Below are 13,723 nucleotides of genomic sequence, written 5' to 3'. Positions count from 1 at the left end.
AAAATCAAATGCGTGATCCGCCTCTCTCCAGGCACGCTGTGAGGATGAAGGAACACGGCAATGAACAGACGCCCGAGCGCACGCGTGACCGAACGCGGGGCCGGGCGCATGAGCAGACAGATGATCGGACGGAAAGACAGGCCGATGAACCGATGGATGAAAAACGCACCGTGAAGGTGTCGAAGTACCTCTCGAAACATCTGCGGCACCAGCCCGAACGGATCGGGCTCACCCTCGGCGAGGGCGGCTGGGTCGAGATCGACGTGCTGATCTCCGCGGCGACCGCGCACGGCTTCCGGTTCACCCGTGCCGAGCTCGATCATGTGGTGGCCGCCAACGACAAGCAGCGCTTCGCCGTCGAGGGGACCCGGATCCGGGCGAGCCAGGGCCACTCCGTCGAGGTCGACCTCGGACTGCCCCCGGTGACCCCACCGGCGTACCTCTACCACGGGACCGTGGCCCGCAGCCTGGACCAGATCCGCGCCGAGGGTCTCAGACCCATGAACCGGCACGACGTGCACCTCTCGGCGGACCGGGAGACGGCCACCCGCGTCGGCGCCCGCCGCGGCCGCCCGGTCGTCCTCGGGGTGGACGCCGCCGCCATGCACCGCGACGGCCATGTCTTCCGGGTCAGCACCAACGGTGTCTGGCTGGCACAGGCCGTACCCCCGGGCTATCTGCGGTTCCCCGGCCCGCACTGATCCGGCTCGCCGCGCTCTCTCGGGCCCCGGGCACCGGGCACGTCCTGATCCCGGGTGCGGGCCGGCGGGCGGACCGCCCTGAGGCGTCCACGTCCCGGCTCCGTCTACGCTCGAGGCATGAGTCTGCGTCTGAGCACCGTGATCCTGCCCTACGTCCGCTGGCACGAGGGCGGGCGTTCCGCATGGCAGCGCGCGGAGCAGCTCGGCTTCCACACCGCGTTCACCTACGACCATCTCTCCTGGCGGACCTTCCGGGACGGCCCGTGGTTCGGGGCCGTGCCGACACTGACCGCGGCGGCGGCCGTCACCGACCGGCTGCGCCTCGGCACGCTCGTGACCTCGCCGAACTTCCGGCACCCGGTGACCCTCGCCAAGGATCTGATCTCCCTCGACGACATCTCGAACGGCCGGGTCACGCTGGGCATCGGAGCCGGCGGCACCGGTTTCGACGCCACCGCCCTCGGACAGGATCCGTGGACCCCGCGTGAGCGCGCCGACCGCTTCGGCGAGTTCGTCCCGCTGCTCGACCGGCTCCTCACCGAGGAATCCGTCTCCTACGGCGGCAATTTCTACTCGGCGCACGAGGCACGCAACATCCCGGGCTGTGTCCAGCGCCCCCGGCTGCCGTTCGCCGTGGCCGCCACAGGCCCGCGCGGACTGAAGCTCGCCGCCCGTCACGGGCAGGCCTGGGTGACGACGGGCGACCCGAAGCTGTACGAGACGGGCACCTCCGAGCAGTCGGTTCAAGCCATTCACGGACAGGTCTCCAAGCTCGCGGACGCGTGTGCCGAGATCGGCAGGGACGTGGCGGAGATCGACAAGATCCTGCTCACCGGCTTCACCCCCGACCGAGGCCGCCCTCTGGAGTCCCTCGACGCGTTCGTCGACTTCGCGGGCCGGCATGCCGAACTGGGCTTCACCGACATCGTGATCCACTGGCCCATCCCCGACTCGGAGTTCGCCGCCGACGCGAAGGTCTTCGAGCGGATCGCCATGGAAGCGGTGGCCCAGCTGCGCTGAACCGTGCGGCCGTGTCCCGGGGTCCGACCGGTCGGGACGGCACGGGCCAGATGAGGCGGTAACCACTCAAGTGTGCGCACCGCCGCACGGCCGTGCGCATATATGCGGGAGAATGAGCCCGTGACCTCAGCGACTCGCCGGCCCGAGACTCCGGCCTCCACCGTCCCGCCCCGGCTGATCGCCACGGACCTCGACGGCACCTTGTTGCGCGACGACAAATCGGTGTCCGACCGCACGATCGCCGCCCTCGCCGCCGCCGAACAGGCCGGTATCGAGGTCTTCTTCGTCACCGGCCGCCCGGCCCGCTGGATGGACGTCGTCAGCGACCATGTCCACGGGCACGGCCTCGCCATCTGCGGCAACGGTGCCGCCGTGGTCGACCTGCACGGCGGCCCCGGCGCCCACCGCTTCGTCAAGATCCGTGAACTGACCCCCGACATCGCCCTGGACGTCATCCGGATCCTGCGTTCCGCCGCGCCCGGCACGGTGTGCGCCGTCGAGCGGACGTACGGCCTCCATCTCGAACCGGGTTATCCCCTCATGCACATGGAGCCCCCGGAGATCGTCCTGCCCGCCGAGAAGCTCCTCGCCAAGGACGCGCTGGACGCCGATCAGCCGGTGCTGAAGGTGCTCGCCTACCACCCCGAGATGGACCCGGACGCGTTCCTCGCCGTCGCGCGCCCGGCCATCGGCGACCGGGCCAACGTGACCCGGTCGAGCCCCAGCGCCCTGCTGGAGATCAGCGGCCCCGGCATCTCCAAGGCCAGCACCCTCGCGCTGTGCTGTGCGGAGCGCGGCATCTCGCCCGAGGAGGTCGTCGCCTTCGGTGACATGCCGAACGACGTCGAGATGCTCACCTGGGCCGGCCGGTCGTACGCGATGGGCAACGCCCACCCCGACGTGATCGCCGCCGCCTCCGGACGCACGGTCGCGAACAACGAGGACGGGGTGGCGGTGGTGATCGAGCAGATCCTGGCGGACCGCTCGTAGCCCTCCGACAGCGGGGCCGCGGGGCCCTCCGGCGCGGCACCTCCGGGCCCCACCGGCAACACGGCCGCAGGCTCGTCCGACGTGACGGCCACGGGCCAGTCCGACGGCACGGCCACGGGGCCCTCCGGTCACATCCGCCAGAGGGCCTAGACGACGACCCCGTGCTCCGCCAGCCACGGCACCGGGTCGATCGCCGATCCCATCTCCGGGGTCACCCGCACCTCGAAGTGCAGATGCGGGCCGGTCGAGTTGCCGCTCGTGCCCGACTGCCCGATCCACTCCCCGGTCGAGACCCGCTGCCCCTGGTCGACGGCGACGGCCGCGAGATGCGCGTACTGCGTGTAGTAGCCGTCGGGGTGCTCGATCACGACCTCGATGCCGAAGGCACCGCCGCAGGACACGCTCACCACCCGGCCAGCTCCCGCCGCCCGCACCGGGGTGCCGATGGGCACCGCGAAGTCCTGCCCGGTGTGCCGGTGCGCCCAGTGCTCACCCCCGCTGCCGAAACCCGCCGAGAGTTCGTACGTCTCCACCGGAGCGACCCACGCGCGCGTGAGTTCCACCGGCGGCTGGTCGAGACGGACCGCCCCGCGGCACGCGCCGGCCGCCACGGAGGCGTCGGCCCGGCTCTGCAACGACGACCGCGCCTCGTCGAGCTTCGCCTCGATGGTCCTCTTGATCGCGGCGAGCTCCGCGGTCCGTTTCTCCAGCACCTGCCACTCGGAGCGGGCCTTCGCCTCGTCCGTGGCGAGCCTGCTCTCGGCGCGCCTGCTCCTCGTGACGGCGCCGGCGACGGCCAGATCGGCCCGCCGCACGGCATGCTGACCGCGCATCAGGCCGTCGGGGTCCTTCGCGAACAGGATCTGCGCCGTGTACGGCAGCCCGCCGCCCTGCCGGTACTGGGCGCGCACGATACGGCCCAGGTCCTCGTGCAGCACCGCGATCTCCTGCCGCTCCTGCACGAGGAGGCGTTCGGCCCGCTCCGCCCGGCCGCGCTGCGCCTCGGCGTCCTGCCGCCCTGCCTCGTACTGTCCCGTCGCCACGGAGGCGTCCTCGTACAGCCGCGCCACCTGGGCGCTGATGTCGAGTTCGGCGCCGTCGCCGTCGGCCGCCGCGGGCCGGGCCGCGAGGACCACGAGCGCGGACAACAGGGCCGGGACGAGGAGGGGATGGCGGCGAGATGAGCGCATGACAGCGATCGTGGCCCGGGCAGTCCGGCCCGGCCTGTTCAAGGCGTACACCTGGGGGACAGGACGTCACGAATGGCGCAGCGCCGCCACCGAACGGTCCCGTCCCGGCGGGGCCGCCCGCGCACGGGGCGCCCGCCCCTCTCGCGAACAGGTCTCCCGTACAAGGGGGTTCAGTAGGGGACCTGCCACACCACCGTCGTGCCGCCGCCGTCCGCGCCGATGCCCGGCCCGTGCCAACTCGCGCCGCCCAGCGACTCGGCACGCCGCTTGAGGTTCTTCAGGCCGCTGCGCCTGCCCCCGTCGGGGATGCCGACGCCGTCGTCCGCGACGGCGAGACGCACGCCCGGACGCCCGTCCGGCAGAAGGACGTCCGCGTCGACGGAGACCTCGATCCGGGAGGCCCCCGCGTGCCGGAAGGCGTTGGAGAGGGCTTCGCGCAGCGCGGCGATGAGGTTCTTGCCCGTGAGTTCGCCGACCGCCGTGTCGACGGAGCCGGTGAAGCGGTGCCCTGGGTGAAAACCGAGGGGCACGGCGGCCATGTTGATCTCGCGCAGGACACGGGTGCGCAGCCCGGACGGCGTCTCGGCGGGGCCCTGCCGGAGCGCGAAGATCGCGGTGCGGATCTCCTGGATGGTGACGTCGAGTTCGTCGACCGCCTTGCCGACGCCCCGCCGCACCTCGGGCACGTTCGACCTGCGCTGCGCGCCCTCCAGCATCATTCCGGTGGCGAACAACCGCTGGATGACCAGGTCGTGCAGGTCGCGGGCGATCCGGTCGCGGTCCTCGTACACCGCGAGGCGTTCCCGGTCGCGCTGGGTCTCGGCCATCATCAGCGCCAGGGCCGCCTGCGAGGCGAACTGCGCGGCGACGGTCCGCTCGGTCCCGGTGAACTGTCGTCCGTCGCGGGACCGCGGGGTGAGCAGGGCGCCGAGGACCCGGCCGTCGCTCTCCAGGGGGAGCATCATCACGGGTCCGTAGGCGTGGGTGAGATCCGTGCGCATGCGCGGGTCGGCGGACGCGTCCGCCAAGAACACCGGGTTGCCGTCGAGGAGTGCGGCGACGAGCTCGCTCTCCGGAGGGACGACCACGCCGAGCAGTTTCGTCGGGCGGTCCGACGCCACCGCGACGACCTCCAGGCCGGCCTCCTCCGTCGGCAGCAGCACGATCCCGGCCGCGGAACCGGAGAGCCGGCGGGCCTGCTCGGCGACGGTCTGCAACACGTCCTCGGCGTCGCCGCCCGCCAGCAGCGCGGTCGTGACGGCCACCGAGCCGTCGATCCAGCGCTCACGCAGCTTCGCCTCCTCGTACAGACGGGCGTTGCCGATGGCGATGCCGGCCTCCGTGGCGAGCACCTGGAGCATGTCGAGATCGTCGTCGTCGAAGCCGGCGCCGCCTCGCTTCTCCGCGAGATACAGGTTCCCGAAGATCTCCCCCCGCACCCGGATCGGTACCCCGAGGAAGCTGCGCATCGGCGGATGGCCGGCCGGGAACCCGCAGGAGCGCGGGTCCTCGGTCAGGTTCGCGAGGCGCACCGGGTCGGGGTCGCGGATGAGCGCGCCCAGCAGCCCTTGACGGCCGTCCGGCCTTCGCCCGATCCTGCGGGCGGTCTCCTCGTCGACGCCGTACTGGACGAAGTCGGCGAGCCCCTCCCCGCTCTCGTCCACGACTCCGATGGCCGCGTATCGAGCGTCTGTGAGTTCGGCCGCGGTCTCGCAGATCCGGTCCAGCTTGGAGTGCAGCTCGAGCCCTGATCCGACCGACCGCACGGCTTCCAGCAGTCGCGGAACCCGTGCGGCGGAATCGCCGGACAGCCCTGCCCGAGCACGGGCCGCGAGGGAGGCCACGCCCGTGTCGTCGTCGCCCGGGACGGGAGAGCCCCTCGCCGCTGACATCCTTCGAGCCTAGTGAGGGCCCTTCGCGACGGAAAGTCGGCCGGTTCACGGAAGACCGGGAACGCGACACCGCCGACACATCCGCGAACCGCCCACACCCGCCCGCAGGGGGCGCCGCGCCCCGGACCATCCACACCTGATGACAGCGGGCGCCACGCCCTGGATCGCCTCCGCCCGATCACAGGGGGCGCCACACTCGCGACCGCATCAGCCCAACCACAACAGGCGCCACACTCTCGACCGCATCAGCCCAACCACAGGGGCGCGCATCGCCCACGATCCGCCCGTGCGGCGCTCAGCGGGCCCCCGCGCGCACCAGCAGATCCGCCGCGTTCTCCCGTTCCGCCATCTCCCGCAGAGGCCCCTCGACCGCCGCCAGCTCCGCGAACGCCCCGCGCTGGACCACCCGTCCCCGCGCGAGCACGATCACCTCGTCCACCGCGTCGAGCCCGGCCAGCCTGTGCGTGATCAGCAGCGTCGTGCGGCCCTCGGTCGCGGCCAGCAGGTCCGCGGTGAGCGCGTCGGCCGTCGGCAGATCGAGGTGCTCAGCCGGTTCGTCGAGAACGAGGACCGGGAAGTCGGCGAGCAGCGCGCGTGCCAGCGCGAGCCGCTGACGCTGACCGCCGGACAGCCTGGCCCCGTGTTCTCCGATCAGGGTGTCGAGCCCGTCGGGCAGCCCGTCGACCCAGTCGAGGAGCCGGGCCCGCCCGAGCGCGTCACGCACAGCGGCCTCGGTCGCGTCCTTGCGGGCGAGCAGCAGATTCTCGCGCACGGTGCTGTCGAAGAGGTGCGCGTCCTGTGCGCACAGCCCGACCAGCCGGCGCACCGCGTCCCCGTCCAGCCCGTACGCGTCCGTCCCTCCCAGCGTGTACGTCCCCGCCTGCGGGTCCAGGAACCGCAGCAGCACCTGCGCGAGCGTGGTCTTGCCGGCTCCGGACATGCCGACCACGGCGGTCCTGCGGCCCTCTTCGAGGGTCAGCTCGATTCCGGCCAGCGCGTCACGGTCCTGCCCGTCGTGACGGGCCCGGAGTCCGGACACGCGGAGCGGGAACGGTGACGTGGGCGCCGGGAGCGGCTGTCCGGGCTCGTGTACGGGATCGGCGGCGTCCAGCACCTCGTACACGCGCTCGGCGCACTTGCGCACCCGCTGCCGGTACTGCACGGCGAGCGGCAGTCCCATGACGGCCTCGAAGGCCGCGAGCGGGGTGAGGACCACGACGGCCATGAGCACGCCGTGCAACCGCCCCTCGGCGACCGCCTGGGCGCCCACGAGAGCGGTGGCCGCGACGGTTAGCCCGCAGACGAGTGCCGTGAGTCCGTCACCGAGGGCGGTCGCGGTGGCGGCTCGGGAGGCGATGCCCGTGAGGACGCCGTCGGCCTGCCGTGCTTCGGCCGTACGGGCGGGCAGGGCGCCCGCGACGGTCAGTTCGGCGGTCCCGGTGAGCAGGTCGGTCACCTGGGTCGCCAGCGCGCCGCGCGCGGGAGCCAGTCGCCGCTCGGCGCGCCGGGCCACGGCGCCGGTCACCAGGGGGACTCCGGCACCGGCGGCCAGCAGACCGGCGGCGAGGACGGCGCCGGCCTCGGGCAGCAGCCAGGCGGTGAACCCGACGGAGGCGGCGGAGACCAGGACCGCGGCTCCGGCCGGCAGCAGCCAGCGCAGCCAGTAGTCCTGAAGGGTGTCCACGTCGGCGACGAGCCGCGACAGCAGGTCACCGCGCCGGGTCGTCCGCAGCCCGGCGGGCGCGAGCCGTTCCAGGCGCCGGTAGACGGCGACTCGGGTGTCGGCCAGCATCCGCAGCACGGCGTCGTGCGACACGAGCCGCTCCGCGTACCGGAACACCGCCCTTCCGATGCCGAACGTCCGGGTGGCCGTCACGGCCACCATCAGATAGAAGACCGGCGGTTGCTGGGAGGCACGGGAGATGAGCCATCCGGAGGTCGCCATGAGGCCGACGGCGCTCCCGAGCGCGAGGCCGCCGAGGAGCAGGGCGAGCGCCAGCGGCCGACGTCGGGGAGCCGCCATCGACCGGACCCGGGCGAGCACGCCGGTCCGGCCCCGGGACATCGCGGCGAGCGCTTCGGCGTCCGCCGCCGGGGGCGTTCCCTGCGGCTCGGCTCCCCGGAAAGGCTGGTTGAGTGACGGCTCCGCGGAGCCGGTAACGCGGGCCTCGGGTGTCGGCCGTGGCGCGCCGACGACAGTATTTTCCAGGCGGACCACCCGGTCCGCGACGTCCAGCAGGGCCGGCCGGTGCACGACCAGCAGGACGGTCCGTCCCACGGCCAGCCGCCGGACCGCCGCGACGACCTCGGCCTCGGTCGCACCGTCGAGCGAGGCCATCGGCTCGTCGAGCAGCAGCACGGGCCTGTCCGCGAGGAACGCCCGTGCGAGTGCCAGGCGTTGGCGCTGGCCGGCCGACAGTCCGGCACCGTCCTCGCCGAGGAGCGTGTCTGCCCCGGCGGGCAGTGCGTCGACGAACTCTGCCGCCCCAGCGTCGACGAGAGCTCTGCGCAGCGCGGTGTCGTCGGCGTCGGGTCGCGCCAGCCGTACGTTCTCCGCGATGGATCCGGCGTACAGGTGCGGTCGTTGCGGTACCCAGGCGATCCGCGAACGCCACTGGGCGAGGTCGGCCTCGGCGAGATCGGCTCCCCCGGCCCGGACGTGGCCGGCGGTGGGCTCGACGAACCCGAGCAGGACGCTCAGCAGCGTCGACTTGCCCACCCCGCTGGGTCCGACGAGGGCGATCGTCTCACCGGGCTCGACCGTGAAGGAGACGCCTGAGACCGCGTCCGTGGAACGCCCCGGATAGCGCACGGTCACGCCCTCGAAGGCGATCTCCCCCACGGGCATGCGCAGTGAGCCGGACCTCGGGTCAGGGGTCTCCAGAACCGCGAAGATCGCCTCGGCGGCCGCGAGCCCCTCGGCGGCGGCGTGGTACTGGGCGCCCACCTGCCGCAGCGGCAGATAGGCCTCGGGCGCCAGCACGAGGACGACGAGCCCCGTGTACAGGTCCATCTCGCCACGGACGAGCCGCATTCCGATGGTCACCGCGACCAGGGCGACCGAGATGGTGGCGAGCAGTTCCAGTGCGAAGGAGGACAGGAAGGCGATCCGGAGCGTCCGCATGGTCGCCTGCCGGTACTCGCCGGTGATCTTCCGGATGGACTCGGCCTGCGCCTTGGCCCGGCCGAACACCTTGAGCGTGGGCAGTCCCGCGACCACGTCCAGGAAGTGTCCGGACAGCCGGGACAGCATCCGCCACTGGCGGTCCATCTGGCTGCGCGTGGCCCAGCCGATCAGCACCATGAACAGGGGGATGAGTGGCAGGGTGCAGACGATGATCGTCGCCGACACCCAGTCCTCGGTGACGATCCGGGCCAGTACGGCGACCGGTACGACCAGCGCGAGTCCCAACTGCGGCAGATAGCGCGAGAAGTAGTCGTCGAGCGCGTCGACACCCCGGGTCGCGAGAGCGACCAGGGAACCCGTCCGCTGGCCGCTGAGCCACCCCGGCCCGAGCGAGGCGGCCTTCTCCACCAGCCGGCCCCTCAGCTCCGACTTGACCGCGGCACTCGCGCGGTGCGCGGCGAGCTCGGTGAGCCAGCCCACCACGGCACGGCCGAGCGCCACGGCCGTCAACAGCAACAAGGGATTGCGTAGTTCGGTAGCGGAAAACCCGTGCTGGAAGGCCCCGACCACCACTTCGGCGATGAGCATCGCCTGGACGATGACCAGAGCCGCTCCGGCGACGCCCAGCCCCACGACCGCCGCAAGAAAGAGGCGGGTGGCTCGGGCGTACCGAAGCAGGCGCAGATCGATTGGTTTCACGTGAAACACACCTTTGGCCCATCAGGCATGTTTCACGTGAAACATGCCGTTACATCGGATTCAGTGCGACACGTCCACGGCGATGTGGTGCGTGCCGATGCGCTTGCGGAACACCCAGTAGGTCCAGCTCTGGTAGAGCAGAACGATCGGTGTGGCGATCACGGCACACCAAGTCATGATCGTCAGGGTGTAGTGACTCGACGAGGCGTTGGTGACCGTGAGGCTCCAGTCCGCGTTGAGCGAGGACGGCATGACGTCCGGGAAGAGCGACAGGAAGAGCATCGCGACGGCGGCCACGATGGTGAGCCCCGAGAGGATGAACGCCCATCCCTCGCGCCCACCGCTGACCATCGCCAGCGCCCCGACGAGGGCGACCACGGCCACGATCAGCGCGACCAGCGAGGCACCGTCACCATTGTCGACCTGGGTCCAGATGAGGAAGACCAGCGCCAGCACGGCGGTTGCCAGGCCGACCAGCAGCGCCAGCTTCCGCGACCGCTCCCGGATGTCGCCCACCGTCTTGAGTCCGACGAACACCGTTCCGTGGAAGGTGAACAGCGTGAGGGTGACCAGACCACCGAGGATCGCGTACGGATTGAGCAGGTCCCAGAAGGTGCCCACGTACTCGAAGTTCCGGTCGATCTTCACTCCGCGGACGATGTTGCCGAAGGCCACCCCCCACAGGAACGCGGGGATCAGCGAGGTCCAGAAGATCGCCGTCTCCCAGTTGCGCTGCCAGTGCTCCTCGGGCCGCTTCGCCCGGTACTCGAAGGCGACACCGCGCACGATCAGACAGACCAGAATGATCAGCAGGGGCAGATAGAAGCCCGAGAAGAGGGTGGCGTACCAGTCGGGGAAGGCGGCGAAGGTCGCGCCGCCGGCCGTGAGCAGCCACACCTCGTTGCCGTCCCAGACAGGGCCGATCGTATTGATCAGCACCCGCTTCTCGATGCGGTCGCGGGCCAGCAGTTTGGTGAGGATGCCGACCCCGAAGTCAAAGCCCTCCAGGAAGAAGTAGCCGGTCCAGAGGACCGCGATGAGGACGAACCAGACGTCGTGAAGTTCCATGACTCAGCAGCTCCCTGAGCCTAGTAGGAGAAGGCCATCGGCTTGTCGGCGTCACCCGAGTCGCCGCCGATCCTGGTGGGCGGGTTGAGGTCGGACTCGGTGAGCTCGGGAGGCCCGGCCTTCACGTACTTCGCGAGCAGCTTGACCTCCACCACGGCGAGGATCGCGTAGATCAGCGAGTAGACGGTCAGCGATGTGATGACCTCGCCCTGGGAGACGGTGGGGGAGACCGCGTAGCGGGTCTGCAGAACTCCGTAGACGACCCACGGCTGACGGCCCATCTCGGTGAAGATCCAACCCCAGGAGTTGGCGATCAGCGGGAAGGCCAGCGTCCAGATGGCGATGCGCCAGCCCCACTTGGTGAGGTTCGGTCCGAGTGCCTTCTTCTTGAACAGGACCAGATGCGGCACCTCGTCCTCACCGACCCTCAGATGCTCCGGCAGCATGAACTTCTTGCGGGTCAGCCAGAGCCCGATGATGCCGATCACGAAGGACGCCATGCCGAAGCCGATCATCCAGCGGAACGCCCAGAAGGTGACCGGGATGATGGGCCGGTAGTCGCCGGGACCGTATTTCTCCTGCTCGGCCTTGTTCGTGTCGTTGATGCCGGGGACATACGAGTTGAAGTTGTCGTCGGCGAGGAACGACAGTATCCCCGGGATCGACAGCTCGACGGAGTTGTGGCCCTTGCTGACATCTCCGTACGCGAAGATCGAGAACGGCGCGGAGTCCTGGCCGTCCCACAGCGCCTCGGCGGCGGCCATCTTCATCGGCTGCTGCTTGAACATGATCTTGCCGAGGGTGTCACCGCTGATCGCCGTGAGCAGACCGGCGATGACGACGGTGACGAGGCCGAGCCGCAGCGAGGTCTTCATGACGGCGACGTGCCGCTTGCGCGCCAGGTGGATCGCGGCGATCCCCACCATGAAGGCGCCGCCGGTCAGGAAGGCCGCCGTGAGGGTGTGGAACACCTGGGCGAGCGCGGTGTTCTGGGTCAGCACGTGCCAGAAGTCGGTGAGTTCCGCGCGCCCTCTCGCCTTGTTGATCCGGTAGCCGACGGGGTGCTGCATCCACGAGTTGGCCGCGAGGATGAAGTACGCCGACAGGATGGTGCCGATGGAGACCATCCAGATGCAGGCGAGGTGGAGCTTCTTCGGGAGCCGATCCCAGCCGAAGATCCACAGCCCGATGAAGGTGGACTCGAAGAAGAAGGCGAGCAGGGCCTCGAAGGCGAGCGGCGCACCGAAGATGTCACCGACGAAGCGTGAGTAGGCGGACCAGTTCATGCCGAACTGGAACTCCTGGACGATGCCGGTGACGACACCCATCGCGATGTTGATCAGGAAGAGCTTGCCCCAGAACTTGGTGGCCCTGAGGTACTTCTGATTCTCCGTACGCACCCAGGCGGTCTGCAGGCCGGCGACGAGCGCGGCGAGCGAGATCGTCAGGGGGACGAAGAAGAAGTGGTAGACGGTGATAATGCCGAACTGCCATCGCGCCATGGTCTCCGGCGCCAAAGCCAATTCCACGTCGTCAGTCTCCTTACGTCGCCGTGGTCACAGCGGCAGTTTGCCCGCTTTACAAGAGACATCACGGGAGCAACAGGACACGCTTGTGAACGCGTTCACATTCACAAGCAAGTATGACGCATGCCCGTTCGACGAACGAGGGGTGGGGGGTCCCTAAGCGGGGCCGAAGGGACCCGGCCGGGAGGGACCGGGCGGCCCATCCCGGGGCCGTCCCCGCCCGACTCGCACGGCACCGTACGACCGGCACCGCGCACGCCGAGGGGCCTGTACACGATCAACGCGTACAGGCCCCTCCTCCGCCTCACAGGCGGATCCTTCGCGGGCTACGGCGGACGAGCCAGTCGTCCCTATGGGCAAGGGTGGTCCACCGGGCGGCTACAGCCCCTTGTGGAAGCTCTCGGTCGCCTTGAGGAAGATGTCGTTCGCCTCGGTCTCACCGATGGTGACGCGGACGCCCTCGCCGGCGAAGGGGCGCACGACGACACCGGCCTGCTCGCAGTGCGCGGCGAAGTCGAGGGTGCGCTCCCCCAGCCGCAGCCACACGAAGTTGGCCTGGGTCTCGGGCACCGTCCAGCCCTGACCGCGCAGGGAGTCGACCACCCGGGTGCGCTCACAGACCAGGGAGCCGACCCGGCCGAGCAGTTCGTCCTCGGCGCGCAGGCTCGCCACGGCCGCGTCCTGGGCCAGCTGGCTCACCCCGAACGGCACCGCCGTCTTGCGCAGCGCGGCCGCCACCGGCTCGTGAGCGATCGCGAAGCCCACCCGCAGACCGGCCAGCCCGTACGCCTTGGAGAAGGTCCGCAGCACACACACGTTGGGCCGGTTCCGGTAGATCTCCACACCGTCCGGCACCTCGGCGTCACGGATGAACTCGCGGTACGCCTCGTCCAGGACGACCAGGACGTCGCTCGGCACCCGGTCCAGGAACCGCTCCAGCTCGGCCCGGCGGACCACGGTGCCGGTCGGGTTGTTCGGGTTGCAGAGGAAAATCAGCCGGGTCCGGTCGGTGATGGCGTCGGCCATCGCGTCCAGGTCGTGCACCTCGCCCGGGGTCAGCGGCACCTGCACCGAGGTCGCCCCGCTGACCTGCGTGATGATCGGATACGCCTCGAAGGACCGCCAGGCGTAGATGACCTCGTCACCGGGGCCGCTCGTGGCCTGGAGCAGCTGCTGCGCGACGCCGACCGAGCCGGTGCCGGTCGCCAGGTGGGAGACGGGGACACCGAAACGATCCGCCAGCTCGTTCATCAGCCCGGTGCACGCCATGTCCGGGTAGCGGTTGAACGAACCGGTCGCCGCGGCCAGGCTCTCGACCACCCCGGGCAGCGGCGGATACGGGTTCTCGTTGGAGGACAGCTTGTATGCCACGGCGCCCGCGGCGGCGGGCCTGCCCGGCTTGTAGGTGGGGATACCCGCCAGCTCGGCACGCAGCTTGGGGTTCGTGTCGCTCACCGCAGTCCTCCTCGTGACCACCAGCGGCTCATGACCACCGGCTACCAATACTTCT

Annotated in this window: 9 protein-coding genes; 3 read left to right on the top strand and 6 right to left on the bottom strand. The window is 70.5% G+C overall.

From position 1 onward, the window contains the following. The first annotated feature begins 152 nt into the window (after positions 1–152). The 3 genes from ABZV42_RS06320 (at position 153) to ABZV42_RS06310 (ending at position 2,711) form a co-directional block, all read left to right on the top strand. Positions 153–701 carry an RNA 2'-phosphotransferase gene (locus ABZV42_RS06320; protein WP_356051000.1) on the top strand — a complete coding sequence of 183 codons (549 nt, stop codon included), beginning with the start codon at positions 153–155 and terminating at the stop codon, positions 699–701. Positions 702–818: 117 nt separating this feature from the next. Then, positions 819–1,721, top strand: a complete 903-nt coding sequence (locus tag ABZV42_RS06315; protein WP_355983540.1) for an LLM class flavin-dependent oxidoreductase — start codon at positions 819–821, stop codon at positions 1,719–1,721. Between the two features lie 102 nt (positions 1,722–1,823). Next, complete coding sequence (locus ABZV42_RS06310) at positions 1,824–2,711, top strand: Cof-type HAD-IIB family hydrolase (protein WP_355983541.1); 888 nt, start codon at positions 1,824–1,826, stop codon at positions 2,709–2,711. Between the two features lie 146 nt (positions 2,712–2,857). On the opposite strand, the gene ABZV42_RS06305 is transcribed toward ABZV42_RS06310, so the two are convergent. From ABZV42_RS06305 to hisC, 6 genes are all read right to left on the bottom strand, one after another. Then, positions 2,858–3,901 (bottom strand): peptidoglycan DD-metalloendopeptidase family protein, encoded by a 1,044-nt coding sequence (locus ABZV42_RS06305; protein WP_355983542.1) that lies wholly within the window; start codon positions 3,899–3,901, stop codon positions 2,858–2,860. 170 nt (positions 3,902–4,071) lie between these two features. Further along, a complete protein-coding gene (locus tag ABZV42_RS06300; protein WP_356050999.1) occupies positions 4,072–5,793 on the bottom strand; it encodes a GAF domain-containing protein in 1,722 nt (573 codons plus the stop codon). A gap of 295 nt (positions 5,794–6,088) precedes the next feature. Continuing rightward, entirely contained in the window at positions 6,089–9,619 is a 3,531-nt protein-coding gene (gene cydD / locus ABZV42_RS06295; RefSeq protein WP_356050998.1) for a thiol reductant ABC exporter subunit CydD, read from the bottom strand. A 60-nt stretch (positions 9,620–9,679) separates the two neighbouring features. Beyond that, entirely contained in the window at positions 9,680–10,687 is a 1,008-nt protein-coding gene (gene cydB, locus ABZV42_RS06290) for a cytochrome d ubiquinol oxidase subunit II (RefSeq protein ID WP_355983545.1), read from the bottom strand. 20 nt (positions 10,688–10,707) lie between these two features. After that, positions 10,708–12,216: a cytochrome ubiquinol oxidase subunit I gene (locus ABZV42_RS06285; protein ID WP_355983546.1), complete on the bottom strand. Its 1,509-nt coding sequence runs from the start codon at positions 12,214–12,216 to the stop codon at positions 10,708–10,710. A 375-nt stretch (positions 12,217–12,591) separates the two neighbouring features. Continuing rightward, positions 12,592–13,668 carry a histidinol-phosphate transaminase gene (gene hisC, locus ABZV42_RS06280; RefSeq protein ID WP_356050997.1) on the bottom strand — a complete coding sequence of 359 codons (1,077 nt, stop codon included), beginning with the start codon at positions 13,666–13,668 and terminating at the stop codon, positions 12,592–12,594. Between the last annotated feature and the right edge of the window lie 55 nt (positions 13,669–13,723).

It is taken from the genome of Streptomyces sp. NPDC005281, from assembly GCF_040607495.1.
In the GTDB taxonomy this organism is placed as follows: domain Bacteria; phylum Actinomycetota; class Actinomycetes; order Streptomycetales; family Streptomycetaceae; genus Streptomyces.
The sequence above is the reverse complement of the archived record's forward strand: the minus strand, read 5'-3'. Positions and strand labels throughout refer to the sequence as shown.